The organism is Enterococcus sp. DIV1328a, from assembly GCF_050536905.1.
Taxonomy (GTDB): Bacteria; Bacillota; Bacilli; order Lactobacillales; family Enterococcaceae; genus Enterococcus; species Enterococcus faecalis.
Genome location: NZ_CP172912.1, coordinates 1,208,703 through 1,233,929 on the forward strand (window position 1 = coordinate 1,208,703; position 25,227 = coordinate 1,233,929).

Below are 25,227 nucleotides of genomic sequence, written 5' to 3' on the forward strand. Positions count from 1 at the left end.
GAGGACGTAGCATGAGAAAACCAACGTATCATCAAATTAATCCGCTGATTCGTTTAAAAGAAACGGAGCTGCTTTCTGAGCAACAGTTTCAACAACTTTTAGAAGCGGAAACAGTTGAAGACGTTAAAAATATGTTAAAAAGTACGGTTTATCAACCTTATTTAACCGAAACTTTTGAAGAAAAATTTGACTACCATTCTTCTGAAGCGCTGGGAAATCTTTATCGCTGGTTATATGAAATGGCTCCAGAACCAGCTGTAGTAACGTTGTATACGATGCGTTTTACCTTCCATAACTTGAAAATTTTGACGAAAGCTGAGCAAACAGGTAAAGATTTTGATTATCTTTATTTAGAGGATGGTCGTTATTCTCTAAACACAGTCAAAAGTGCCATTCATACAAAAAACTCTTCCGAACTTGAGCCAGCATTATTAGAAGTGATCCGTGATGTTTTTGCCTATCTGGAAGAAGGCGGTTTGCCACAAGCAATTGATATCCTTTATGATCGAGCATTTTTACAGCAACAACGAAAATTGGCGGATGAATTGGGCTATGAAGAGTTAACGAAGGAAGTCATCGCTTTTATTGATTTAACCAATCTATCAACGATGGCTAGAGGGATTGTTCAACATCAAAACAGTAACTTTTTATCAACCGTGCTTTCTAGTGCTGGCAGTATCTCAAAGAAAGAGCTGTTGACCTATGCGGAAAAGTCACTTGTAGAATTTACAGCATTTGTCAGAACAACGAATTACGGACAACTATTAGAAAAGATTATCAATAAAGAAACCAATGAATTAAATTTATTGGCTTTTGAAAAACTCAAAGATGATTACCTGACCTCAATGTATGAAAACGGTCGAACGGTCGCTTTTGGGCCGCTCCCATTACTAGCCTTTTTGAATGCGAAAGAAGTTGAATGGAAAAATTTGCGTTTAATTTTGGTCGGAAAACATAGTGGGTTTTCAAATGAAAAAATTCGAGAAAGGATGCGAAAAGTCAATGGGGTATAAAATTGGTGTCATTGGAGACAAAAATTCAATCTTACCATTTAAACTGTTTGGCTTTGAGGTCCATCATGCCATTTCAGAAATGCAAGTTAGAGAAGCCATTGAAACTATGGCAAAAAATAAGTTTGGGGTCATTTTCATAACGGAAGAAGCCTCTACTTTAGCAGAAGAAACGATTGAACGATACAAAGAACAAGTGACACCAGCGATTATTTTAATCCCAAGTCATAATGGTACAATCGGAATCGGTTTAAGTGAGATTGAAAAAAATGTTGAAAAAGCAATTGGACAAAATATTTTATAATGCAAAGGAGAATGAGCGTGCAAATTGGAAAAATTGTCAAAGTTTCAGGTCCTTTGATTTTAGCTGAAAACATGTCAGATGCTAGTATCCAAGACATTTGTCATGTAGGAGATTTAGGCGTTATCGGAGAGATTATTGAAATGCGAGGCGACGTCGCTTCGATTCAAGTATATGAAGAAACAACAGGCATTGGACCAGGAGAACCAGTTATTTCAACAGGAGAACCATTATCTGTTGAATTAGCCCCAGGTTTAATTGCCGAAATGTTTGATGGTATTCAACGACCATTGGATACATTTCAAGAAGTAACCCACAGTAACTTTTTAGGCCGTGGCGTTAAAATTGATGCGTTAGATCGTGAGAAAAAATGGACGTTTGAACCGACTGTGGCAGTTGGTGAAGAAGTGTCGGCAGGTGACATCGTCGGTGTGGTTCAAGAAACACCGATTATTCAACATAAAATTATGGTGCCTTTCGGCGTTTCAGGAACGATTGCCGAAATTAAAGCAGGGGACTTTGCCATTGATGAAACAGTTTATTCAGTGGAAACGGCTAAAGGAACAAAAAGTTTTAGCATGATGCAAAAATGGCCCGTTCGGCGGGGACGTCCCATTTTAGAAAAACTAAGTCCCAAAGTACCGATGGTGACCGGACAACGCGTAATTGATACCTTTTTCCCAATTACGAAAGGCGGAGCGGCAGCAGTTCCAGGACCATTTGGCGCTGGAAAAACAGTCGTTCAGCACCAAATTGCTAAGTGGGCCGATGTCGACTTAGTCGTTTACGTTGGTTGTGGAGAACGCGGGAATGAAATGACAGATGTTTTAAATGAATTTCCAGAATTAATTGATCCAACAACTGGTGAGTCTTTGATGAATCGGACGATTTTAATTGCGAATACGTCAAATATGCCGGTAGCGGCACGGGAAGCCTCGATTTATACAGGGATTACCATTGCAGAATATTTCCGTGATATGGGTTACTCAGTCGCAATTATGGCGGATTCTACTTCTCGTTGGGCAGAAGCGTTACGAGAAATGAGTGGCCGGTTAGAAGAAATGCCTGGTGATGAAGGCTATCCAGCCTATTTAGGTAGCCGTTTAGCTGAATATTATGAACGAGCAGGACAAGTCATCGCGTTAGGAAAAGATCATCGTGAAGGAAGCATTACAGCGATTAGTGCGGTTTCGCCATCTGGTGGGGACATATCAGAACCTGTCACCCAAAATACGTTACGCGTGGTTAAAGTATTCTGGGGCTTAGATTCTCAATTAGCACAAAAGCGTCATTTTCCTTCTATTAACTGGTTGCAAAGTTATTCTCTTTACTCCACAGAAGTAGGGCAATATTTAGACTTGGAATTGCAAGGAAACTGGGCCGCTATGGTAGCTGAAGGGATGCGGATTTTACAAGAGGAATCTCAACTGGAAGAAATTGTTCGCTTGGTTGGGATTGATTCCTTGTCGGATAAAGACCGTTTAACGTTGGAAACAGCCAAATCATTACGGGAAGACTATTTGCAACAAAATGCTTTTGATGACGTGGATACGTTCACTTCTCGAACCAAACAAGCGAAAATGTTGCAATTGATTCTAACTTTTGGTGAAGAAGGTCAAAAAGCCTTAAGTTTAGGCACTTATTTCTCTGAGTTAATGGCGGGAACAGTTGAAATCCGCGATCGCATTGCTCGTAGCAAGTATTTACCAGAAGAAGAATTAGAAAAATTGGATCGTTTACAAGCAGAAATTAAAACAACGATAAAAGAAATCATTGCTGAAGGAGGAATGACGAATGATTAAAGAATATCGTACAATCAATGAAGTCGTTGGTCCTCTGATGATTGTTGAAAAAGTGGCAGGCGTAAAGTACGAAGAATTAATTGAAGTACGCATGCAAAATGGCGAAATTCGCCAAGGGCAAGTTTTAGAAATCAATGGAGATAAAGCGATGGTCCAAATTTTTGAAGGAACGAGTAACATCAATATTCGTGATTCAAAAGTTCGCTTTCTGGGACATCCTTTAGAATTAGGGGTTTCGCCAGATATGATGGGGCGCGTTTTTGACGGCTTAGGTCGCTTAAAAGATAATGGACCAGAATTATTACCTGAGAAAAAATTAGATATTAACGGCGAAGTTATCAATCCAGTTGCTCGTGATTATCCCGATGAGTTCATCCAAACAGGAATTTCAGCGATTGACCATTTAAACACCTTAGTTCGTGGTCAAAAATTACCTGTTTTTTCAGCATCTGGCTTACCTCATAAAGAATTAGCGGCACAAATTGCCAGACAAGCCAACGTGTTAAATAGTGAAGAAGAATTTGCCGTAGTTTTTGCGGCCATTGGGATTACCTTTGAAGAAGCGGAATATTTTATGGAAGATTTCCGTCAAACAGGCGCAATTGATCGTTCAGTCTTGTTTATGAACTTAGCGAATGATCCAGCCATTGAACGGATTGCAACACCTAGAATGGCTTTGACAGCCGCTGAATATTTAGCTTATGAAAAGGGCATGCATGTCTTAGTTATCATGACGGATATGACCAATTATTGCGAAGCGTTGCGAGAAATTTCAGCAGCACGCCGTGAAGTTCCAGGACGTCGTGGTTACCCAGGTTATCTTTACACGAACTTAGCAACGTTGTATGAACGGGCAGGCCGAATTCGTGGCTCAAAAGGTTCCGTAACACAGATTCCTATTTTAACAATGCCAGAGGAGGATAAAACACATCCAATTCCCGATTTAACTGGCTATATTACAGAAGGGCAAATTATCTTGTCCCGGGAACTATATAAGAGCGGTATCCAACCACCAATTGATGTCTTGCCATCACTTTCCCGTCTTAAAGACAAAGGAACTGGCGAAGGCAAAACGCGCGGGGATCATGCAGCGACGATGAATCAATTGTTCTCAGCCTATGCACAAGGGAAACAAGCCAAAGAATTAGCTGTCATTTTAGGAGAATCAGCTCTTTCCGATGTCGATAAAATTTACGCAGCTTTTGCCCAACGTTTTGAAGAAGAATATGTCAATCAAGGATTCGATACAAACCGTTCGATTGAAGAAACGTTAGATCTTGGGTGGGAACTATTAAGTATGCTACCGAGAACAGAACTAAAACGAATTAAAGAGGATATGCTCGATCAATATTTAACTGAAGGGAAGTAGAAAAATGGCTCGATTAAATGTTAATCCAACCCGTATGGAACTTTCCCGATTGAAAAAACAGTTAACTACGGCCACGAGAGGTCATAAGTTGCTGAAAGACAAACAAGATGAATTGATGCGACGGTTTATTGCGCTAGTCAAAGAAAACAATGAGTTACGTATTCAGGTTGAACAAGAAGTGACGGATGCGTTATCAAATTTTGTATTGGCAAACGCAACGTTGAACGAAGCCTTTATTGAAGAGTTAGTGGCAATTCCAGCCGAAAAAGTTGAATTAGAAATTATTGAACAGAACATCTTAAGTGTGCCAGTTCCTAAAATGATTTTTGATTACGATGAATCTGTTCAAGAAGCACCCTTAGATTATGGCTATGTGAATTCAAACAGCGAGCTTGATCAAGCTTTTGCTAAAATTTCAAGCATTTTACCGAAATTATTAGCACTTGCAAATGTTGAAAAGACGTGCCAATTATTATCAAAAGAAATTGAAAAAACGCGTCGTCGTGTCAACGCCTTAGAGTATATGACGATTCCACAATTAGAAGAAACAATTTACTACATTCAAATGAAATTAGAAGAAAATGAACGTGGCGAAATTACACGTCTAATTAAAATTAAAAGCATGAACAAAGAAAATTAATGGTTAGAAAGAACGAGTGCGAAGCCAGTTGGTAGCTTTCGTGCTCGTTTTTAATAAAAAAGGGAGTGGAAAAAATGAAAAATGAAGAACGCCGCAAAGCGATTGCACTGAATTGTCAAAAGTACGAAAGTGACTATGCTCACTTGGTGGAACCAATCAATGAGCTACTGTTAAACTTGGGAGCGGCTATTTCAGAAGAAGCCGCGAAGCAAATTATTCTGAATGTAAAACGATATCATCACGGCGTGAAATATCTTCCTGAGTGTCATTTAGATGAAAGTAACCAATTTATCGAAGATGGGCTTGAAGCTCTTAAAAAGGGAGATTTAGGCAACGGTGCGTTACAACTATTTGGGGCCGGCTTAAACTTTGCTAGTTTTGCAGCAAAAGCACAAGGAACCAAAAAAATTGATGCCCACCAAATGTTGGCAGAACGTTTTACGAAGTTGTTGTCTGTACAAACGGATAATGATAACAAACAATAAAAAAATACCCTTGGTTTATTAAGTCGTCTTAATAAACCAAGGGTATTTTCTTAACTGTTATCATTAGGATATTCAGACACCTGTAATTGCCATAACTTATCTGTCACTGAAGCAATAAACGCAGCACTCTTAGCATTATCAGGTCCTTTAGTAAAAATTGCTAAAGCAAAGGGGTGAGGTGTTTCTAAAATCCCCATATCATGAATAAATTCATCATAGGAACCAATTTTATGAGCAACTTTTCCTTGGGTTGTGGGAGTTTCCATTCTTTCATGGAAAACACTTTGTTTCATAGAATCATAAATCGCTTGGTAATCTGGTTTCGTTGCTTTTTCAGTATATAATTTTTGTAGAATAACAAGCGCATCTTCAGAAGAAAATTCTGGCTCTTCAATCGAAGGTGTCTTGTGCAAATAACGCTGATACATTTCTCGTTTTGCTTTTGCATCACCACCCAATGTGTCATAGAGCATATTTTTAGCGATATTATCAGAATAGGTGATGGCATATTCTTGTAAAGTTTTTAATGGATATTCTGGTTGGATATTATAGGCAATGATCCCAGTTCCTTCTTCATAATCTTCTTCGGCGTTATAGGGAATCAGGTCTGTCCATTTTTTTTGACCAGAAGCAACCGTGTCGGCGACTAGCATCGTCAGTGGCACTTTAATAGTACTAGCTGTATAAAATTCATGTTGGCCATTCACGGAACGTTGTTCGCCAGTTTCTAAATCCAAATAACTAATCCCGACCGTTCCTTCAAATTCTTTGACAGAAGCGACGAGCAGGTCATTTATTTTATCAAAAAATACTGTATTTGCTGAATTGTTTTCTTCCTTGTCTTTCGTATGTTTCTCATGTTTGGCGGAATCAATTGTAACTTTTTGTTCAGATTCTTTGGCATAATCTTCGCCACGACTTGAGAAGAAGAAGCCCACAATTAGGAAAAAGCAAAGAAAGAAAATGGTGCTGTAAAGTGAGAGTTGCTGTTTGTTCAATGTAAAACCCTTTCCGTTTCTCTAATAGATATTTTTCTCAACTCCTCCATTTAATCATTTTTCGGATAAGAGTGCAAGCGTCTTTTTAACGGCACTACTGGTTTTGTTTCATTTGTTTTTGGAGTGCTTGCGATTGCTTTAATAGCTCTTTACCGATAGTGGTATCTTTCACCAATAGCCGCTGTAAGGGGCGATCGATGACTTGTTTGATGGAATGAATGTCTTGATTATTTAAAATGGCTGTTTCTTTACTAGAAAAAGATTTATGCGCGGTCAGTTGTAACCCGAACGAGTTGTACAACAATGTATAACCAGCAATTCCAGTAATTGTCTGATAAGATTTTGAAAAGCCGCCGTCAATTACGAGAAGCGTGCCATTTGCTTTGATTGGCGATTCGCCTTTTGTTCGTTTAACTGGTGTATGGCCATTAATGATATGTCGATTTTCACCAGTCACTTCAAATTCATCTAGGATTCTTTCACAAACTTCAACCGTATCACGCAAAGAGTAGTAAGGATTCTTTTCTTCGTAATGTGTTTCTTTTTCAGCGAGAAAATAACGCTCAAAGGTTTTCATAGCTCGTTTGCCAAATAATGAGGAACCTTCGCCACACCAAAGATACCATAAACAATCTGTCGCATAGTCATCTGTAATAGCAGGCTGAGCGTAAGCTTCTTCTAACATATCCTGAAAGAAGTCAACTAAAGCTTTTCCTGAATAGGAGTGGCCTTTAAATGTATAAGCTTGAAAAGTACCGTCCGCATTCAGAGGCAGACAGCCATGAATCAATAAATTTTGATTATACACAAGGTAAAGAGAAGCTTTTTCCATTAGAAAGCGCATGTGTTTTGTTAACCGCGGCGAAGACTGAAATTGCGTTAATAAATCATCAATTATCTGTTTTTCCTCACGTGTTAATTGGTAAGGCTGCTCTTCAGAAACGGTTTGGAAACAGCTGTTAATTAATGTATAACGACATTCGTCAAAAGTAATAGTTTCCCCTTGAATCTTATCTAAGCGTAGCCGATGTGCCAAGTTAAAATCAGGGCGTCGACCAATAATTTGCCCTTCTAGTTTTTCTTGAATAATGGCAATGGCTTGTTGCACACGCATCGCTACTTGTTTTTCAGCTTCAGTTAACGCACGATAGGGATTTTTCTTGGGTGCAAAAGCAGGATTATCTTTATATGTTTCTAAACTAAATTTTTTTAAGGCGGTTAAATCGATAGCATAACGTTCTTCTAACAAATCTAAATTTCCATAGCGAGCACAAATACGTACTACATTGGCTAAACAAGCCAGTGAACCACTATAAGCAGCCAGCCAAATCATATCGTGATTGCCTAGTTGAATATCCAAGGAGTGATAGGACATTAATCGGTCCATAATTTTATCTGGTGCTGGCCCCCGGTCATAGATATCCCCAATAACATGTAGGTGATCGATAATCAGACGTTGGATTAGATAAGCTAATTCTGTCACGAAACGTTTGGCTTCACCTAGTAAAATAATTTTTTCAATAATTTGTTGATAGTAACCGTTTTTGGTTGTTGTTTCATCATATTGATAAATCAATTCTTCGAGAATATACCCATAGGTTTCAGGAAGGGCTTTGCGAACTTTAGAACGTGTGTACTTCATCGAAGAAGAACGGACGATTTCAACCAGACGGCGAATCGTTAATAGCCACCATTCATAAGAGAGGGCGCTTTCATTTTCTAAAAGTGTTAATTTTTCTTCTGGATAGTAGATAATAAAACAAAGCTCGTCCATCTGATGGGCATTTAATTCTTGTTTAAATAAAAATTGAACTTTTTCTCGGATTCGCCCAGAACCATTTCTTAAAATATGGTCAAAAGCTTCAAATTCACCATGTAAATCACTGACAAAATGTTCTGTTCCTTTCGGTAAATTCAAAATTGCTTCCAAATTAATAATTTCTTCAATTTGTTGATCGCGGTTCAGTGTAGCCAAGTCATCTGCCTTCTTTCTTTTTCGTATATACCAATTTTGATTTAAAAGATTAAAGTCTTGATAATAAAGGTTTTTTATTCGTATGCCAATTATTGTAGGCTATTTGGCGAAAAAAAGCAACAGGAGAAAGTCAGAGAAAAATGTGGAAAATTATAGGAAGCTACTGGGTTTTATGCTATGATTTTTAATAAAACAAAATGAAGGGGCGGGAAAACATGTTATTTGGTACAGCAAAAATGAATCGGGAAAATCATTTAGAAATCGGTGGTTGTGACACCGTAAAGTTGGCGCAAAAATTCGGGACGCCGTTATTTGTCTATGATGTCGCTCATATTCGCGCGCAGGCACGTGGTTTTAAACAAACGTTAAATCAATTAGGTATCAAAAATAAAGTGGTTTATGCAAGTAAAGCATTTAGTTGTTTAGCTATTTATCAAGTGTTAAAGGAAGAAGATATTGCTTGCGATGTTGTCTCTGGTGGAGAACTATTCACAGCTTTAAAAGGGGGCATGGAGCCAGCGGAAATTGAGTTCCATGGAAATAACAAAACCCCTGAAGAATTACGTTACGCCTTGGATAACAAAATAGGTACAATTGTCATTGATAATTTTTACGAAATTGACTTGTTGGAAGAATTATTAGCTACACGAAACCAAACACAAAAAGTTCTTTTTCGGGTGAGTCCTGGCGTGGATGCAGAAACACATGATTACATTTTGACAGGCCAAGAAGATTCAAAATTTGGTTTTGATGTTGCAAGTGGCCAGGCAACAGAAGCGCTCGTTCGCCTTTTATCAAATCCCTCTTTTGATGTGCAAGGGGTCCATTGCCATATTGGCTCGCAAATTTTTGCTGTGGAAGGCTTTTTAGCTGCTGTTGAAAAAATGTTCACTATTTTAGAAGACTGGCGGCAAGTCCATCAATTTACAGCACGTGTTTTAAATATGGGTGGTGGTTTTGGTGTGCAGTACACGCAGCAAGATGAGCCATTAGCACCAGCAACATTTGTTGAAAAAATTGTTTATTCCTTGAAAGGTCATTGTGAACAATTAGGGTATCCACTGCCTGAGCTTTGGATTGAACCAGGCCGCAGTTTAATTGCCGAAGCGGGCACAACGATATATACAGTTGGCGCGCAAAAAGAGGTTCCTGGTGTTCGTCATTTTGTTTCCGTAGATGGTGGCATGGGTGATAATATACGGCCTGCTTTGTATCAAGCAGTTTATGATGGTTTTCTAGCGAATCGTGATGGGCATGATTCAATCAAGAAAGTCACAGTGGTTGGTAAATATTGCGAATCAGGAGATGTCTTACTTCGAGATATTTTATTGCCAGAAGTTAAAGCAGGGGATTTATTGGCCATTAGTAGTACGGGGGCTTACGGTTATTCAATGGCAAGTAATTACAACCGAAATCCTCGACCAGCGGTGGTTTTTGTCGAAGATGGACAAGCAAAATTAGTTGCTCGCCGTGAGACATATGAAGATATGACAACGTTGGATTGTTGATAGATTAAAAGTAGCCGCCTCTTTTTGAGACGGCTGCTTTTTTTTTCAAAAAATAACAAAATGTAAGGGTGATTTCTTTCAGAAATGAAAAATCCATAGTATATTAAATGAAGAAGGAAATACTTTAGAAGAGGGTGTGATTTGCAGATGAAATGGCTCCTCGGGTTACTGATCATTTTTGCAATAATTGGCGTTGTTTTTTCTTTTTACATTGCCAATTATTTTTTGAAAATTGCGTTGCTTAAAGACAACCCTTGGTATCATAAAAAAGGGCATCGGTTATTAAATCCTGATAATTTTCAAGAACGTGAAACAAGATATACAAAAATAGAAGAACAACAAAAACAAGAAGGCGAAGCTTTTTGGACAGAGTCTTTTGCTGAAGATCGTTGGTTGAAAATTAAAGATGAAACATTGTATGCACGGTGCTTTATTCCTTATCCAGATAACCATCGTTGGGCGATTTGTGTGCATGGTTATCGTTCAAACGGAAAACGCGATATGGCATATACTGCATTACGTTTTGCAGAAGAAGGCTACAATGTTTTAGTTCCCGATTTGCGTGCGCACGGGAAAAGTTCAGGGAATAAAATTGGGATGGGATGGCTGGATCGGTTAGATTTATTAAGTTGGCTTAGTGAAGTTCTTGCCATTGATATGGAAGCAGAAATTATTTTAGTGGGCGGTTCCATGGGAGCGGCTACTGTCATGATGGCAAGTGGTGAAAAGTTACCAACGAATGTCCGCGGATTAATAGTGGATTGTGGCTATACTTCTGTTTATGATGAATTTAAATATGTCCTACATGAATCTTTTCATTTACCCGCTTTTCCTATTTTAACGATTGCTAATCAATTAGCATTAAATAACTATGGCTTTCAATTGAAAACCGCTTCTTCCGTGAGACAATTACACAAAAATACGTTGCCGACATTTTTTATTCACGGTACAGGTGATCGCTTTGTTCCAATGACAATGTTTGAAGAAAATTTAGCGGCAACTCAGGGGATAAAAAAAGGTCTCATTGTTGCTAAAGCACCACATTTATCTTCAAGTGTCTACGAACCTGAAAATTATTACAGTAGTATTTTTGAATTTTTGGAAGAAAACTGTCCTGCAGTAAAAACAACATCCGACTAAAAAAGACATGGATTTTCATGATTCCATGTCTTTTTTTTGTCTGACTCGTTTAGCTAAATTTAAAGTGCTTAAAAAGAAAAATAACGGCGCCAAACTACCAAGGCAAAGAAACCATTTCATTGAATAAGTTAACTCTTGCTGTAAAAGAGATTCTCGTATATAGCTGAAACCTTCGCCATGGACCCGCAAATAAATATAAATGTAAGCAAAAAGAATCACTAAAGGCAAAATACAGACTTCTAATATTTCCAAAAGATAAGGAAAGGTTTTATTTAATAATTTGAGGCGTGTCTTATTCAATAGATAAGCAAAAATGAAAATTGACCATAAAAAACCAAAAAAACTAATCAAATAAAAAATCAGATTCGCACTTCCTGCGTTCATAAAAGCTTTCGGGAAAAGTAGTCTGCCGATGAATGTATTTTTAATTGTAAAAGGAACATCAAAAATGGAAATATAAAGACAAAAAAGTACTAATGTTAACAAGGCATGCCAAATCTTTTTCTCCATTTCATTTAAAAAATATCTAATTACTTGGTACATTTCCATAAACTGTCGCTCCGTGTTTGAAATAATCGTAGTTTTGACTATACCATAGCTGTTCTCAATTTTCTTGAAAAAAATACACGCAACCAGCCTCGACTATACGAAACACACAGAGTGTCTAAAAAATAAGTTGCCGATCGCATTTTTTCGCATGCTAGTGTTGCACTTCTGTTTCGTTGGTGTTTTCTAATTGATGATTTGTTGATTAAAAAAGGGCAGGAGGGAGCGTTTTTCTAGTATAATAATATAAAAGAATATAGAGAAAATCGTAGGATGGGAGTTATTCAAAGTGGCGGAGATTACAGTTAAGACAATTTCAGCGAAAGATGATTTAAAGAAGTTGCTTTTGGGTCAAGAGTATGACCAACAGCAGCCAGTTAAAAATATTTTAAAAGCTAGAACATCGAATGTCCATATTGAAAAGTACGAGGTTGTGGAGGATGTTTTTTTAAAGTTAACTGGGAAGGCGACCGTGCACAAAGATATTATGAACTCATTTTGGACAACGTATAAAATTATGTTACAACTTGTTTATCCCGATTTCTTTAGACCAGCGGAAGTAATTGGGGAAAATCAAGAAAGCTATTTAGAAAAACCTTCTGAACAGAATTTGCTTGCAGTAAATAGCAAGTATCCGCCTCATGATTCCGGGGCATCGGCTGTGATTTCGGACCGATATTTAACTTATTTTGACCAAGCTTTTCCTGACTATTTACCAAATCATGTACCCAAAAAATATACATGGAATGAATTCCTTCTCGACAATTTTACTAAATTTGATCGAGTCCATCAGGACCCACAATTAAAGCGTTTTGCCGAACTTACCCATTCAATTGGAAACATTACAGTAGTTCCACTAGGATTTAACAGTGGAAGAAGCTTATCGTTTAAAGATTATTGGGATTATTCTTTAGAACAACTTTCGATATTTTTAGCTTCGTTTCATTCATGGGAAAGCTACGTTCATACGTATGAGATGCAACCATTTTTAAATGAACAGTATCAACCAATAGCGCTATGGAAAAATCATTTGAAAAAAGACTCGTTTATCTTACCTCAGAATATAGAGGAGATAAATGAATATTTAGTTCAAGTAAATCAACGAATAGAAAAAAGAGGGCAGCGAATAGTGAATCGGTTGTAATGAAATAAGAATCGACTTTTCACTAAACGTTGAAAGTCTCGAATCGTGTGCTCTTTTATTGACTCAGGAACAGAGAACGATTAAACTACTAGATTAGTATCAAAAAATAATTGCGTATAGGGCTAACCAGTCGCATGTTTAAATAATTTTTAGGTCTTATGTACGTAACAAAAGTTATTAGTACGAAGCAATCATTTTAGAAAGGAGCTTTTATGCAATTCACATTATTAAATCAAGGAAATCAAGCCTATTGGGAAGCAACCTACATAGAAGCTTTTCCAGAAGAAGAGAGACTGCCGTTTGATCAATTATTGACGTCTTCTCAAGCAGGAAAATTTCATTTGTTTGTTATTCAAGAGGCGGATGAGAACGTGGGGATTTTGTTAAATAGTCCAATTGCACCTGAATCAACTTATGTCTTTTTCTTTGCAATTGATCAGCACCACCGAAACCAACGATTAGGTTCAACCGTGTTAGCGTTATTGAAGACACGTTATCCTAAGGGGGTTCTTTTGGAGAGTGAAGAAATTGGCAAAAATGCAGCGAATGAAGCCCAAAGAGAAAAACGTTATCAGTTTTATGAAAGAAATGGCGTGCTGGATACAGGGTATCTGATTATGGATAGAGGGCTCACTTTTCATATCATGTTTGCTGGAGCGTCAGGCTTCGGTGGAACGCAGCTACAGTTTTTATTAGACTTCCATCCAGTAGCAAAAATTTGGAAAAGGCCAAGTATTGATGGTATCAGGTAGTTTTTTTCAAATAAGTAAATTAAACAAACAAAAAAACATATGAAAGAACGGACCAATCGGTTCTTTCATATGTTTTTTATCATTAGTCTCGAAATAACTAGCGAATACCCAAAGCAATTCGTGCGTAACGGCTCATTTTATCCGTTGTCCAAGCAGGGTACCAGACTAATTTTACTTCGATATTATTCACTTCAGGAATATCTTTTAAAACACCATGGATTTGTTCTGTTAAAACATCTGCTAACGGACAACCCATTGTGGTTAAGGTCATTTTGATGACAGTATCACCAGTTTCTTCTGCAAATTCAACTTCATAAATTAGTCCTAAATTAACAATATCGATGCCTAATTCAGGGTCAATCACTGTTTCTAATGCAGTTAAAATATCTTCTTTAATTGCTTCAACTTCTTCGGTTGAACGTTGTTGAGGTTGTTCACTCATTCGTCTTCTACTCCTTTGCAAGTTGCCTCTTTACTATCATACCTTTTTTAAGAATGTTTGTAAATGAGAAGTATCTCACATGTCATGTAATTTACTGATTTATTAAAAAAGCTCATAAAATTCGAAATTCATTTTATTTTAATTGAAATCTCATTATTTTATTGACATTAGAAAACAATGAGTTTAGAATGATCGATAACAATCTAAATTTAATTTTTGGATATTTTTAAAAAACTGAATTTTCAGTCAATTGGAAATATCAAAGGGAGGATTTTATGAAAATTAAGCAGGTACATGTTAGGGCATCGAAAATTAAACTGAAAGAAACTTTTACGATCGCTTTGGGGACGATAGAATCAGCGGATAGTGCAATTGTGGAAATTGAAACAGAAGAGGGATTAGTTGGATATGGAGAAGGAGGGCCAGGCATTTTTATTACCGGTGAAACGTTGGCTGGCACGCTTGAAACGATCGAATTATTTGGCCAAGCAATCATTGGCTTAAACCCCTTTAATATTGAGAAAATTCATGAAGTGATGGATAAAATATCTGCTTTCGCTCCAGCGGCAAAAGCAGCAATCGATATTGCTTGTTATGATTTGATGGGTCAGAAAGCTCAACTGCCTCTTTATCAATTGTTAGGCGGCTATGATAACCAAGTAATAACGGATATTACACTAGGTATTGATGAACCAAATGTGATGGCACAAAAAGCCGTCGAAAAAGTCAAACTAGGTTTTGATACATTAAAAATTAAAGTCGGAACAGGAATTGAAGCTGATATCGCAAGAGTAAAAGCGATTCGTGAAGCAGTTGGCTTTGATATCAAGCTCCGCTTAGATGCGAATCAGGCTTGGACGCCCAAAGATGCAGTTAAAGCGATTCAAGAATTAGCAGATTATCAAATTGAATTAGTGGAACAGCCAGTTAAAAGACGCGATTTAGAAGGTCTAAAATACGTTACTTCACAAGTTAATACGACAATTATGGCTGATGAAAGCTGTTTTGATGCTCAAGATGCGTTGGAATTAGTTAAAAAAGGCACAGTCGATGTTATCAATATAAAATTAATGAAGTGTGGCGGCATTCATGAAGCGCTGAAAATTAATCAGATTTGTGAAACAGCAGGCATCGAATGCATGATTGGTTGCATGGCGGAAGAAACAACCATTGGCATCACGGCTGCTGCCCATTTAGCTGCTGCTCAAAAGAATATCACACGAGCAGATTTAGATGCGACATTCGGTTTAGAAACTGCGCCCGTAACTGGGGGCGTATCCTTAGAAGCAAAACCATTATTGGAATTAGGAGAAGCAGCTGGATTAGGCATTTCTCATTAAAAAAGGAGTAAAGCAAATGAAGTATGATTTAAAGTATCTTAGTGTTCCTTTGCCTGAGGAAATTCAAAGGGTGAAAGAATTTGGCGATTTTGCAAGTGCGGATATTGCCATTGATTTTTGGTTGACAAAAGAACTTCCGCAGGCATTAAAAGAACGTTTGATAATTGAAAAAGATGTCATTAAAATGATGCGTATGAATGAGTATCCTCATAGCTTTGCAAAAGCTGATCAAATGATGAGAGACACTTTTCAGGATTATCAAACAGAGGAATTAATTCGTTTAAAAGAAACGGGATTAGTGGACTGGGTTTATATTGACGGTGAACCGTATTTCCAACTTCGATTTTTGGCCAATTTAATTAAAACAAATGCGGCATATGTTGCACGTTTGCGGGAAGCAGAAAGCAATCAATTAGAAATTCTCCGCAAAAAAGAACTAAAAGAGAACATCGAACAAATGCAAAAAAACGGTGGTAGAAAAGTGAGAACAACAATTAAAGCCACCATTCAGGTGAAAAAAGAATTTGAGCGTCCAGGTGAGCGTGTTCGTGTCCATTTGCCGCTGCCCAAAGCGTGTCAACAACAATCAGAAATTGAAATCCTAGCTACGTCACCTGAAGCAACCTATATTGCGGCAGAAGATGCGCCTCAACGAACACTGTGTTTTGAAACAATCTTAAAAGAAAATCAAACGTTTACAGTTGAATATTGTTATGTTAATCGGATGGTTTACCAACAGTTAGAAGAAAATAACGTAGACAAAATGCAACCAAGCTTTGATTTAGAGGAACAGTTACCGCATATTCGATTCACGCCTTATTTAAGAAATTTAGCAGATGAGATTGTGGGCGATGAAAGTAATCCCTTAAAAAAGGCACGCTTGATTTATGACTTTGTGACGACAAAGATTCATTATTCTTTCATGCGTGAATATTTTACAATTTCCAATATTTCAGAGTATGCTGCAACTAATTTAAAAGGTGACTGCGGCGTGCAAGCGATTTTGTTTATCACGCTTTGTCGGATTGCAGGGATACCAGCCAAATGGCAATCGGGATTATATGTTTCTACACATTATACAGGCTGTCATGATTGGGCACAATTTTATATAGAACCGTACGGCTGGCTCTTTGCGGATTTATCTTTTGGCGGAGGTGCTTACCGAGACGGGGATAGACAGCGGTGGAATCATTATTTCGGCAATTTAGATGTTTTTAGAATGGTCGCAAATAGTGAGATCCAGGCAGATTTTCAGCCGGCAAAAATGCAATTGCGTGCAGACCCAATTGACAACCAGCGGGGAGAATTTGAGTACGAAAATGAGGGCTTGCCCTACGCATGCTTGATAGTTTCGCAAGAACGGCTTTCCATGGAAGAGTTGCCGTTTGATTGACACATAGGGGGAATAGTATGAAAAAGTTAAAAATGATGGGGATTATGTTATTTGTTAGTACGGTCTTGGTAGGTTGTGGCACAACAGCAGAAACAAAAATAGACGAGAAAGCAACTGAGAAAACCAGTGTCTCGAAAAAAGTTTTAAATTTAATGGAGAACTCGGAAATCGGTTCAATGGATTCTATTTTTACACAAGATGAAGCCAGTATTAACGCACAGTCCAATGTCTTTGAAGGGTTATATCAATTGGATGAAAAAGATCAACTAATACCAGCTGCTGCTAAAGAGATGCCAGAAATTTCTGAGGATGGCAAACGATATACCATTAAACTAAGAGAAGATGGCAAGTGGTCCAATGGTGATGCTGTAACAGCCAATGATTTCGTTTTTGCTTGGCGTAAATTAGCGAATCCCAAAAACCAAGCCAATTACTTTTTCTTGTTAGAAGGAACGATTCTGAACGGAACAGCTATTACAAAAGAGGAAAAAGCACCAGAGGAATTGGGTGTCAAAGCGCTTGATGATTATACTTTGGAGGTTACTTTAGAAAAGCCTGTACCATATTTTACGTCGTTATTGGCATTTTCTCCATTTTTCCCACAAAACGAAGCATTCGTGAAAGAAAAAGGACAAGCCTATGGCACTTCTAGTGAAATGATTGTATCTAATGGTCCGTTTTTAATGAAAAATTGGGATCAGTCAGCGATGTCGTGGGATTTTGTGCGTAATCCCGACTATTACGATAAAGAAAAAGTAAAATCAGAAACGATTCATTTTGAAGTTCTTAAAGAAACCAATACCGTTTATAATTTGTACGAATCAGGTGAATTAGATGTGGCTGTCTTAACAGGAGATTTTGCTAAACAAAATCGAGACAACCCAGACTATGAAGCAATCGAACGGTCAAAAGTCTATTCCTTACGTTTAAACCAAAAAAGAAACGAAAAACCATCCATTTTTGCAAATGAGAATGTCCGCAAAGCTTTAGCTTATGCTTTGGATAAAAAAAGTTTAGTCGATAATATTTTAGCAGATGGTTCAAAAGAAATTTATGGGTACATTCCAGAAAAATTTGTATATAACCCAGAAACGAATGAAGATTTTCGTCAAGAAGCAGGCTCCCTTGTCAAAACAGACGCCAAAAAAGCCAAAGAGTATTTAGATAAAGCAAAAGCAGAGCTAAACGGAGATGTAGCCATTGAACTTCTTTCAAGAGATGGTGATAGTGACCGAAAAGTTGCTGAATTTATTCAAGGCCAGTTACAAGAAACGTTGCCAGGTCTCACTATTAATGTCAAAACAGTTCCTTTAAATAATGCGATTGAATTAATGAGAAAAGGGGATTATGAATTGTCTGTTGGCATGTGGGGACCCGATTATCAGGATCCAATGACTTTCTTAGAAAGCTCAGTTAGTGGTAACCGTATGAACTATTCTAGCCCAACGTTTGATCAACTAATTGAAGAAGCAACAACTAAATACGCAAATGATCCTGAAACTCGTTGGCAAACATTAATTAAAGCTGAAAAAGTATTGGTGGAAGAAGATGCCGCTTTAATTCCTTTATACCAAGAGGCTCGTAGTCAGCTTATACGACCAGGTGTCAAAGGTATTCAGTATCATAACTTCGGTGCAACGAGCACATATAAGTATGCCTATAAAGAATAAATTAGTGAACAAAAGTACCTTTAGCTGAAGGTACTTTTTTTCCGATAAGAGCTTCTTTTTTGTTAATAGTCAACAATTAATAAAAAAATAATTGAAAAAGGTTGACAAAAATAATGATACTCGTTAGAATAAGCACTGTTAACAAATGAATAGCGTTTTCATGTGACTAGATAATACTAGGCATGGAAGAATTTCGTAATACAATGTGGTGTACAATGGTTACGCAACATGTTTAACGGGATTGTTCTATGCTTTTTTTGTTGTTTTCACTGAAAATGTTAGAATTACTTCTGCAGAAGAGGGTCATTTATGAAAATTAAAAAGGTGCTAAATCAAAATGCTGTACTTGTTCTTGACGAAGGACAGGAGAAAGTAGCTGTCGGTAAAGGCGTCGGGTTTAATAAGACTAAAAATGATGTCTTATCTCGACAATTGGTGGAGCGGATGTTTGTGATGGAGCCAGAAGGACTGAAAAAACTTCAAGTATTGCTATCACAAATCGAAGACAAATACTTTTTAGCGAGTGAAGAAATTATCCAACATGCTGAAACGGTATTGGGTGAAAAGTTGAATGAACATATTAATATTGGGTTGAGTGATCACATTGCTTTTGCAGCTGAAAATATTCAAAATAATATTATTGTTCGGAACAAGCTTTTAAGTGAAATTGAGATTTTATATAGTGAAGAATTTGCTATTGCTCAATGGGCTGTAGAATATTTAACACAAACCTTAGAGATTCCATTTAGTTATGATGAAGCGGGGTATATTGCAATTCATATCCATAGTGCTCGCAGCGGGCGTACTGATAATAGTAAAAGTATCCGTGAAGTTACAATCGTTTCTGAAATTATTCATTTAATCGAGCAGGAATTGGCTATTGATATTCATGATGATAAAAATAGTCTCAGTTATTCACGTTTGGTGAATCATTTACGTTTGTTTATTCATCGCTTCCAACAAAATCAATACGCTGTTTTAGATGAAGAAATTTTGGAAGTCGTAAAGAAAAAGTATGCTGAAAGCTATGAAATCTCAAAAAAAGTACAAGTCTTATTAATGAGAAATTTTCATTATCAAGTACCAAATGAAGAACTTGGTTATTTATCGATTCACATTGAACGATTAAGAATGACCAAATAATAAAAATTAAATAGTTTATGTGAGGAGTTACGTATAATGAAAGCGTATATGCAAAGAATGGGACGTTCGTTAATGTTACCAGTTGCTGTATTACCGGCGGCTTCTTTATTAGTCGGTATTGCCAACTGGATCGTGGGAACAATCGGCGCTAGTCCAGCCACAACTTTTCTAATGAATGGTGGTTTGGCTATCTTAAACAACTTAGCATTATTATTTGCAGTTGGTTTAGCGTTAGGAATGTCAAAAGATAAAGATGGATCAGCAGCATTAGCTGGTTTAGTTGCTTATTTAGTGCCAAAAACTGTTTTAGCGCCTGCTTCTATCCAAGCCATTAAAGGCTTCAAGGATATTGCTGAAGTAAACCCAGCCTTCAACAGCATGGACAACAATGTCTTTGTCGGGATTGTCGCTGGTTTAGTTGCTGCGGCAATGTATAATCGTTTCTCTGGTGTGAAATTGCCAATGGCTTTATCATTCTTTAGTGGAAAACGTTTAGTTCCTATTATGTCAGCTATTTCGATGTTAGCAATCTCAGCTGTCTTATTCTTCTTCTGGCCAGTTGTTTATAACGGATTAGTTGCTTTTGGTAAAGGAATCTCTAGCTTAGGTTTCGTAGGAGCTGGCTTGTATGGTTTCTTTAACCGACTATTAATTCCAACAGGGTTACACCATGCCTTGAATTCTGTTTTCTGGTTTGATGTTGCTGGTATCAATGATATTGGGAACTTTTTAGCTGGTCAACAAGCGTTAGATACTGGTAAAGCAATTGTAGGACAAACAGGGATGTACCAAGCTGGTTTCTTCCCAGTAATGATGTTTGGTTTACCAGCAGGCGCGTTTGCAATTTATCAATGTGCACGTCCTGAGAAGAAAAAAGTTACAGCTTCATTAATGTTAGCTGCTGGTTTTGCGGCTTTCTTTACAGGCGTAACTGAACCTTTAGAATTCTCATTTATGTTCGTTGCTTGGCCTTTATATGTTTTACATGCGGTCTTTACAGGTATTTCTTTAGCATTCGCTGCGTTTATGCATTGGACAGCTGGCTTTGCCTTTAGTGCAGGTTTTGTAGACTTCTTCTTAAGTTTGAAAAACCCAGTCGCGAATCATCCAATGATGTTGGTGGTTCAAGGACTTGTCTTTGCAGCAATTTACTACTTCGGTTTCCGTTTTGCAATCACTAAGTTTAACTTAATGACACCAGGACGTGAAGAAGGCGATGGCGAAGAAACGCCAGATGTTGCAGAAGGCGACAACAAATTTGCTTCTCTAGCTCGTCGTATTTATGATGGTTTAGGCGCTGATGCTAATGTAACTTCTATTGATAACTGTACAACTCGTTTACGCTTAACAGTGAAAGATACAGGCAAAGTGGATCAAGCAAAAATTAAAGCAACTGGAGTTCCTGGTGTGAAAGTCATTGATGACACCAATATCCAAGTGATCGTTGGTACAGAAGTACAATTTGTTGCTGACGAAATGCAACGATTATATAACCACCAAGCGCCAGCAACACCAGTCAAAGAAACACCTGTTTCTAAACCAGTTGTTGAAGAAAAAGCACCAGTTTCAACAAAAGAAACTGAATTATATTCTGTAGCGAATGGGAAAGTTATTCCTATTTCTGAAGTACCAGATGATGTTTTCTCAGCAAAAATGATGGGTGACGGTTTTGCTGTCGTTCCAACAGACGGCGAAGTTTCAACACCCGTTGCTGGTAAAATTACTAGCATTTTCCCAACAAAACATGCGTTAGGTATCCAAACAGATTCAGGCATTGAAGTATTATTACACATGGGTCTAGATACTGTTGAGTTACAAGGTGGACCATTTACATTACATGTTGAAGAAGGCCAAGTTGTAAAACAAGGCGATAAAATTGCAACTATTGATTTAGCCGCATTAGAACAAGCTGGCAAAAAATCAGATTTAATTGTTGTTTTCACAAATCAAGATATCGTTGCTCAATACGATTTACAAAAAGCAGGTCAAACGACTTCAATGAATGATGTAATCGGGAATGTTACCGTAAAATAAAAGTAAAAAAGGGCTAGCCGTAAGGCAGCCCTTTTTTTGATGAAATTCGATAAAATTACTTGTTATTCTATTCTAGGTGAAAACGTTCAATCTTGCGAAGTTACGGTTTGTTCACAAAAAAGTTACTTTTATTAAATAAAACTAAAGAAGTAACAAAAACTTCGCTTTTTTCAGTTATTTCAAGTAACATAGAACGTATCTTAAAAGAAAAAGTTTGGATGATTCGATGCGTAGAGTAAGAAAAATAATTTATAAAATCATGCTACTTTTGTTTGTTGGTTTAGTTGCTGGTCTTGGCTATCTTGGCTATAAAATACATCAAAATGTTGAAACGGTAATGACCTTTGAAAAACAAGTAGAAGCAGAAGTCAAAAAAAATAAAATACCTGAATACAAAACATTAGCTTTAGCGATTATCTATACAGAATCTAAAGGAAAATCTGGCGATATTATGCAGAGCAGTGAAAGTGTTTATGGACAACAAGAAGTGATTGAAACACCAGAAGAAAGTATCGCACATGGCGTCAAATTTCTCGCGGAAGCGTTAGCGAAAGCAAAAGAAGCTGGCTGTGATGAATGGACAGGCGTACAAGCATATAATTATGGACTGGATTATATTCAGTTTGTTAAAGAACGTGGCGGGAAACACACGACAGAGTTAGCAGAAGAATATTCAAGAGAAGTCCTTTCACCGTTGCTAGGGAATGACCAAAATACGAAATATCGTTATTATCGTTGGCAAGCGTTAGTTTACAATGGTGGTTACCTTTATCAAAATGGTGGCAATATGTTCTATGCGGAAATTGTCAAAATGAATCGTTGGTTTATTGAAAAGTTAAATTAAAACGAGAAAAGTCTAAAGAATTCTTTCAACTTACAGGAATTTTTTAGGCTTTTCTTGCAGTTTCATGAAAATGCAAGTAAACTAGAAGGGATGTAACTGATTAATTGAAAAGGTAGGGAAAGAGCTGGATGTTGAATAAAGTCGACCTGAAAAAAGGGTTAAGTACAGAAGAAGTTGCCAAGCAGAAAGAGTTAGGCCTTCAAAATAATTATGAGGAAAATGTAGCGAAATCTACAAAAGATATTATTTTTGATAACGTCATGACGTTATTCAACTTTTTAAACTTTGCAATCGCTGTTTGTTTACTATTTGTCGGAGCGTATTCCAATCTGGCTTTCTTAGCGATTATTATTGTGAACATGTCAATCGGGATTTTCCAAGAAATTCATGCCCGTAATTTAGTTCAAAAATTATCTATTGTGGCAAAAGAAAATGTTCATGTTGTTCGAAATGGCGTACAACAAGAAATTGATACAAAAGAACTAGTTATGGAAGATATTGTTATTATCTCTGCAGGGGAACAAGTTCCTTCTGATATGGAAGTTATTGACGGTAAAGTCGAAGCGAATGAAGCGTTGTTAACAGGTGAATCAGATTTAATTGAAAAGGAAATCGGCGATACCTTGCTTTCTGGAAGTTTCATTGTTAGCGGACAAGCCTATGCCCGTGTTATCCACGTTGGTGCCGAAAACTATGCTGTGAAAATCACCCAAGAAGCCAAAGTGCATAAACCAATTCAATCAGAGTTAGTCAATTCGATTCGTAAAGTCTCTAAATTTACAAGTTGGGTGATTATTCCTCTAGGGATTATTTTATTTGTTGAAGCTTTTTGGTTAAGAGATGCTGGCATTAAAACATCTGTTGTTGCTTCTGCAGCTGCTTTGTTAGGGATGTTACCAAAAGGATTAGTACTATTAATTAGTATTGCGCTGACAACAGGTGTCATTAAGTTAGCCAAAAAACGTATTCTAGTACAAGATATGTACTCAATTGAAACATTGGCCCATGTGGACACTTTGTGTTTAGATAAAACTGGAACGATTACAGAAGGTAAAATGAAAGTGCAAAAGGCGATTATCTTGCATGACAAATATGAAGAACTCTTCCCACAGATTATCGGAAGCTACCTATCTGAAAGTACGGATAATAATATTACAATGCAAGCAATTCGTGATCATTATGAAGTATCCAATCGATTTGGCGCAAAAGAAGTCTTGGCTTTTTCTTCTGAACGAAAATGGGGAGCTATTGAATTTCCAGAAATTGGGACAGTTTATTTAGGGGCTCCTGAGCGTTTGGTAGACGATAGTCGGTTGCCAGAAGCTGTTTTTACAGCACAAGAGAATGGTTATCGCGTCTTGATGTTAGCTATTGCGGAGCAACAACCGTTAAACGAAACCAAAATGCCTTATTTAGAGCCATTAGCAATTCTAGAAATTGATGATCCAATTCGCCAAAATGCCAAAGAAACACTGGCTTATCTAAAAAAAGAAGGAATCGACTTAAAAGTAATTTCTGGTGATAATCCGGTGACTGTTTCAAATATTGCTCGTCGTGCTGGGCTACCCGGTTATGAGTCTTATATTGATTTGTCGACCAAAACGACAGAAGCAGAAGTGCGTGAAGCGGTTCAGCAATACACAGTGTTCGGACGTGTATCGCCTCAGCAAAAACGAACCATTGTACGTGAGTTGAAAGACACAGAGCATGTGGTGGCGATGACCGGCGATGGGGTCAACGATGTTTTAGCGTTACGAGAAGCGGATTGTAGTATCGCTATGGCAGAAGGAGATGGCGCTACTCGGCAAATTTCTAATCTAGTTTTGCTAGATTCTGATTTTACAACGTTACCAGATGTCTTGTTTGAAGGACGGCGTGTGGTAAATAATGTAACCCGAGTTTCCAGCGTTTTCTTCATTAAAACGATTTATTCGTTTATTCTCTCAATCATTTGTGCTTTAACGGCCATTGCGTTCCCGTTCATTCCGATTCAAGTGACCTTGATTGATTTAGCAATTGAAGGATATCCAGCCTTCTTCTTATCTTTCGAAGGGGACAAACGAAAAGTTGTCGGGAAGTTTTTACCAACGGCTTTGAAAAATGCGTCTGTTAATGCGCTTTTAGTTGTAGCGAATATTATTGCTGTTTATCTGATTGGACAAAATCAAGGATTTTCTTCTTTAGACACCACGACGTTAATGTATTATTTATTAGTTGGAATTAGTTGTATGGCTGTTGTTCGAGCATGTCTGCCTTTAAATCCATTACGCATTTTCTTGGTTTTCAGTACCATTATTGGTATTTATGTAGCAGCTATGTTATTCCACAACATTTTAGAAATTGGTTTCTTAACTTCGCAAACAATGGGTCTCTTCTTTATTATGATGGCCATTAATATTGTGGTGCGTGTAGCAATTGGTTTCGTACAAATGAAACGTGCTGGAAAAACAATTAAAGATTTATAAAAAACAGAGGTTGAGCTAAAAGTATTCGTCTCCAGAAATGCAGTTCTTCTTTAAATCTTGAAGGAAGTCGGAGCAAGCTTGATGTTTAACTGATTATTTTAAGAGTTAGTGTCTGGGGCAGGAGTCAGGATGACTTTTGTCCTAGATACTTTCTTTTTTTGTTGAGTTGAAACAAGATACTTGAAAAACAGCGATTATGTGATACAATAAATCATGTGTAAATGTG

At 37.4% G+C, this 25,227-nt stretch carries 21 protein-coding genes; 17 read left to right on the forward strand and 4 right to left on the reverse strand.

Features of this window, described 5'->3' with window-relative positions; genetic code table 11:
* Nucleotides 1-11 precede the first annotated feature (11 nt).
* The 6 genes from IGL93_RS05860 to IGL93_RS05885 all read left to right on the forward strand — a co-directional run bounded on the left by IGL93_RS05860 (nucleotide 12) and on the right by IGL93_RS05885 (nucleotide 5,607).
* Nucleotides 12-1,013 (forward strand): V-type ATPase subunit, encoded by a 1,002-nt coding sequence (locus IGL93_RS05860; RefSeq protein WP_002366645.1) that lies wholly within the window; start codon nucleotides 12-14, stop codon nucleotides 1,011-1,013.
* A complete protein-coding gene (locus IGL93_RS05865) occupies nucleotides 1,003-1,314 on the forward strand; it encodes a V-type ATP synthase subunit F (RefSeq protein WP_002357676.1) in 312 nt (103 codons plus the stop codon). Before IGL93_RS05860 ends, IGL93_RS05865 begins: the two co-directional genes overlap by 11 nt.
* Nucleotides 1,315-1,331: 17 nt before the next feature.
* Nucleotides 1,332-3,113 (forward strand): V-type ATP synthase subunit A, encoded by a 1,782-nt coding sequence (locus IGL93_RS05870; RefSeq protein ID WP_010775823.1) that lies wholly within the window; start codon nucleotides 1,332-1,334, stop codon nucleotides 3,111-3,113.
* Nucleotides 3,106-4,482: a V-type ATP synthase subunit B gene (locus IGL93_RS05875; RefSeq protein ID WP_002357674.1), complete on the forward strand. Its 1,377-nt coding sequence runs from the start codon at nucleotides 3,106-3,108 to the stop codon at nucleotides 4,480-4,482. Before IGL93_RS05870 ends, IGL93_RS05875 begins: the two co-directional genes overlap by 8 nt.
* 4 nt (nucleotides 4,483-4,486) lie before the next feature.
* Entirely contained in the window at nucleotides 4,487-5,122 is a 636-nt protein-coding gene (locus IGL93_RS05880) for a V-type ATP synthase subunit D (protein ID WP_002357673.1), read from the forward strand.
* Nucleotides 5,123-5,196: 74 nt separating this feature from the next.
* Nucleotides 5,197-5,607 (forward strand): hypothetical protein, encoded by a 411-nt coding sequence (locus tag IGL93_RS05885; protein ID WP_033921470.1) that lies wholly within the window; start codon nucleotides 5,197-5,199, stop codon nucleotides 5,605-5,607.
* 50 nt (nucleotides 5,608-5,657) lie between these two features.
* On the opposite strand, the gene IGL93_RS05890 is transcribed toward IGL93_RS05885, so the two are convergent.
* Nucleotides 5,658-6,545 carry a serine hydrolase gene (locus IGL93_RS05890; RefSeq protein WP_024041745.1) on the reverse strand — a complete coding sequence of 296 codons (888 nt, stop codon included), beginning with the start codon at nucleotides 6,543-6,545 and terminating at the stop codon, nucleotides 5,658-5,660.
* A gap of 154 nt (nucleotides 6,546-6,699) precedes the next feature.
* On the reverse strand, nucleotides 6,700-8,580 hold the full coding sequence (locus tag IGL93_RS05895; RefSeq protein WP_010775826.1) for a fructose-bisphosphatase class III: 1,881 nt from the start codon (nucleotides 8,578-8,580) through the stop codon (nucleotides 6,700-6,702).
* A 197-nt stretch (nucleotides 8,581-8,777) separates the two neighbouring features.
* On the opposite strand from IGL93_RS05895, the gene lysA reads away from it, so the two are divergent.
* Together lysA and IGL93_RS05905 are read left to right on the forward strand one after the other, a co-directional pair.
* The gene (gene lysA / locus IGL93_RS05900; RefSeq protein ID WP_025192682.1) at nucleotides 8,778-10,088 is read left to right on the forward strand and encodes a diaminopimelate decarboxylase; all 1,311 of its coding nucleotides are present in this window, start codon (nucleotides 8,778-8,780) and stop codon (nucleotides 10,086-10,088) included.
* 147 nt (nucleotides 10,089-10,235) lie between these two features.
* Nucleotides 10,236-11,228 (forward strand): alpha/beta hydrolase, encoded by a 993-nt coding sequence (locus tag IGL93_RS05905; RefSeq protein ID WP_025187413.1) that lies wholly within the window; start codon nucleotides 10,236-10,238, stop codon nucleotides 11,226-11,228.
* 15 nt (nucleotides 11,229-11,243) lie between these two features.
* Here IGL93_RS05905 and IGL93_RS05910 read toward each other — a convergent pair whose 3' ends face one another.
* The gene (locus tag IGL93_RS05910) at nucleotides 11,244-11,777 is read right to left on the reverse strand and encodes a hypothetical protein (RefSeq protein ID WP_002365632.1); all 534 of its coding nucleotides are present in this window, start codon (nucleotides 11,775-11,777) and stop codon (nucleotides 11,244-11,246) included.
* Nucleotides 11,778-12,063: 286 nt separating this feature from the next.
* Here IGL93_RS05910 and IGL93_RS05915 point away from each other — a divergent pair, with 286 nt between their 5' ends.
* Nucleotides 12,064-12,918 carry a hypothetical protein gene (locus IGL93_RS05915; protein WP_010775829.1) on the forward strand — a complete coding sequence of 285 codons (855 nt, stop codon included), beginning with the start codon at nucleotides 12,064-12,066 and terminating at the stop codon, nucleotides 12,916-12,918.
* Nucleotides 12,919-13,130: 212 nt separating this feature from the next.
* The gene (locus tag IGL93_RS05920; RefSeq protein ID WP_010775830.1) at nucleotides 13,131-13,670 is read left to right on the forward strand and encodes a GNAT family N-acetyltransferase; all 540 of its coding nucleotides are present in this window, start codon (nucleotides 13,131-13,133) and stop codon (nucleotides 13,668-13,670) included.
* A 97-nt stretch (nucleotides 13,671-13,767) separates the two neighbouring features.
* Here the strand turns inward: IGL93_RS05920 and IGL93_RS05925 are convergent, their stop codons facing one another.
* Nucleotides 13,768-14,112: a metal-sulfur cluster assembly factor gene (locus IGL93_RS05925; RefSeq protein WP_002357660.1), complete on the reverse strand. Its 345-nt coding sequence runs from the start codon at nucleotides 14,110-14,112 to the stop codon at nucleotides 13,768-13,770.
* 275 nt (nucleotides 14,113-14,387) lie between these two features.
* Here IGL93_RS05925 and IGL93_RS05930 point away from each other — a divergent pair, with 275 nt between their 5' ends.
* The 7 genes from IGL93_RS05930 to IGL93_RS05960 all read left to right on the forward strand — a co-directional run bounded on the left by IGL93_RS05930 (nucleotide 14,388) and on the right by IGL93_RS05960 (nucleotide 25,001).
* Nucleotides 14,388-15,452 carry a dipeptide epimerase gene (locus IGL93_RS05930; RefSeq protein ID WP_002377472.1) on the forward strand — a complete coding sequence of 355 codons (1,065 nt, stop codon included), beginning with the start codon at nucleotides 14,388-14,390 and terminating at the stop codon, nucleotides 15,450-15,452.
* Between the two features lie 16 nt (nucleotides 15,453-15,468).
* Nucleotides 15,469-16,845: a transglutaminase-like domain-containing protein gene (locus IGL93_RS05935; protein ID WP_002357657.1), complete on the forward strand. Its 1,377-nt coding sequence runs from the start codon at nucleotides 15,469-15,471 to the stop codon at nucleotides 16,843-16,845.
* Nucleotides 16,846-16,862: 17 nt separating this feature from the next.
* On the forward strand, nucleotides 16,863-18,515 hold the full coding sequence (locus tag IGL93_RS05940; protein WP_010713418.1) for a peptide ABC transporter substrate-binding protein: 1,653 nt from the start codon (nucleotides 16,863-16,865) through the stop codon (nucleotides 18,513-18,515).
* A gap of 309 nt (nucleotides 18,516-18,824) precedes the next feature.
* Nucleotides 18,825-19,658, forward strand: coding sequence for a PRD domain-containing protein (locus IGL93_RS05945; RefSeq protein ID WP_002357655.1), 834 nt, complete (start codon nucleotides 18,825-18,827; stop codon nucleotides 19,656-19,658).
* A 36-nt stretch (nucleotides 19,659-19,694) separates the two neighbouring features.
* Nucleotides 19,695-21,692: an N-acetylglucosamine-specific PTS transporter subunit IIBC gene (nagE, locus tag IGL93_RS05950; RefSeq protein WP_002408521.1), complete on the forward strand. Its 1,998-nt coding sequence runs from the start codon at nucleotides 19,695-19,697 to the stop codon at nucleotides 21,690-21,692.
* Nucleotides 21,693-21,918: 226 nt separating this feature from the next.
* Nucleotides 21,919-22,536, forward strand: coding sequence for a lysozyme family protein (locus IGL93_RS05955; RefSeq protein ID WP_002357646.1), 618 nt, complete (start codon nucleotides 21,919-21,921; stop codon nucleotides 22,534-22,536).
* A gap of 128 nt (nucleotides 22,537-22,664) precedes the next feature.
* Nucleotides 22,665-25,001 (forward strand): cation-translocating P-type ATPase, encoded by a 2,337-nt coding sequence (locus tag IGL93_RS05960; protein WP_024041747.1) that lies wholly within the window; start codon nucleotides 22,665-22,667, stop codon nucleotides 24,999-25,001.
* Nucleotides 25,002-25,227: the final 226 nt, after the last annotated feature.

Coding starts and splice junctions, on each gene's coding strand:
- IGL93_RS05925 (WP_002357660.1), bottom strand. CDS start 14,112: ATGAGTGAACAACCTCAACAACGTTCAACCGAAGAAGTTGAAGCAATT.
- IGL93_RS05905 (WP_025187413.1), top strand. CDS start 10,236: ATGAAATGGCTCCTCGGGTTACTGATCATTTTTGCAATAATTGGCGTT.
- IGL93_RS05945 (WP_002357655.1), top strand. CDS start 18,825: ATGAAAATTAAAAAGGTGCTAAATCAAAATGCTGTACTTGTTCTTGAC.
- IGL93_RS05885 (WP_033921470.1), top strand. CDS start 5,197: ATGAAAAATGAAGAACGCCGCAAAGCGATTGCACTGAATTGTCAAAAG.
- IGL93_RS05910 (WP_002365632.1), bottom strand. CDS start 11,777: ATGGAAATGTACCAAGTAATTAGATATTTTTTAAATGAAATGGAGAAA.
- IGL93_RS05880 (WP_002357673.1), top strand. CDS start 4,487: ATGGCTCGATTAAATGTTAATCCAACCCGTATGGAACTTTCCCGATTG.
- IGL93_RS05920 (WP_010775830.1), top strand. CDS start 13,131: ATGCAATTCACATTATTAAATCAAGGAAATCAAGCCTATTGGGAAGCA.
- IGL93_RS05875 (WP_002357674.1), top strand. CDS start 3,106: ATGATTAAAGAATATCGTACAATCAATGAAGTCGTTGGTCCTCTGATG.
- nagE (WP_002408521.1), top strand. CDS start 19,695: ATGAAAGCGTATATGCAAAGAATGGGACGTTCGTTAATGTTACCAGTT.
- IGL93_RS05935 (WP_002357657.1), top strand. CDS start 15,469: ATGAAGTATGATTTAAAGTATCTTAGTGTTCCTTTGCCTGAGGAAATT.
- IGL93_RS05960 (WP_024041747.1), top strand. CDS start 22,665: ATGTTGAATAAAGTCGACCTGAAAAAAGGGTTAAGTACAGAAGAAGTT.
- IGL93_RS05940 (WP_010713418.1), top strand. CDS start 16,863: ATGAAAAAGTTAAAAATGATGGGGATTATGTTATTTGTTAGTACGGTC.
- IGL93_RS05930 (WP_002377472.1), top strand. CDS start 14,388: ATGAAAATTAAGCAGGTACATGTTAGGGCATCGAAAATTAAACTGAAA.
- lysA (WP_025192682.1), top strand. CDS start 8,778: ATGAAGGGGCGGGAAAACATGTTATTTGGTACAGCAAAAATGAATCGG.
- IGL93_RS05860 (WP_002366645.1), top strand. CDS start 12: ATGAGAAAACCAACGTATCATCAAATTAATCCGCTGATTCGTTTAAAA.
- IGL93_RS05865 (WP_002357676.1), top strand. CDS start 1,003: ATGGGGTATAAAATTGGTGTCATTGGAGACAAAAATTCAATCTTACCA.
- IGL93_RS05955 (WP_002357646.1), top strand. CDS start 21,919: ATGCGTAGAGTAAGAAAAATAATTTATAAAATCATGCTACTTTTGTTT.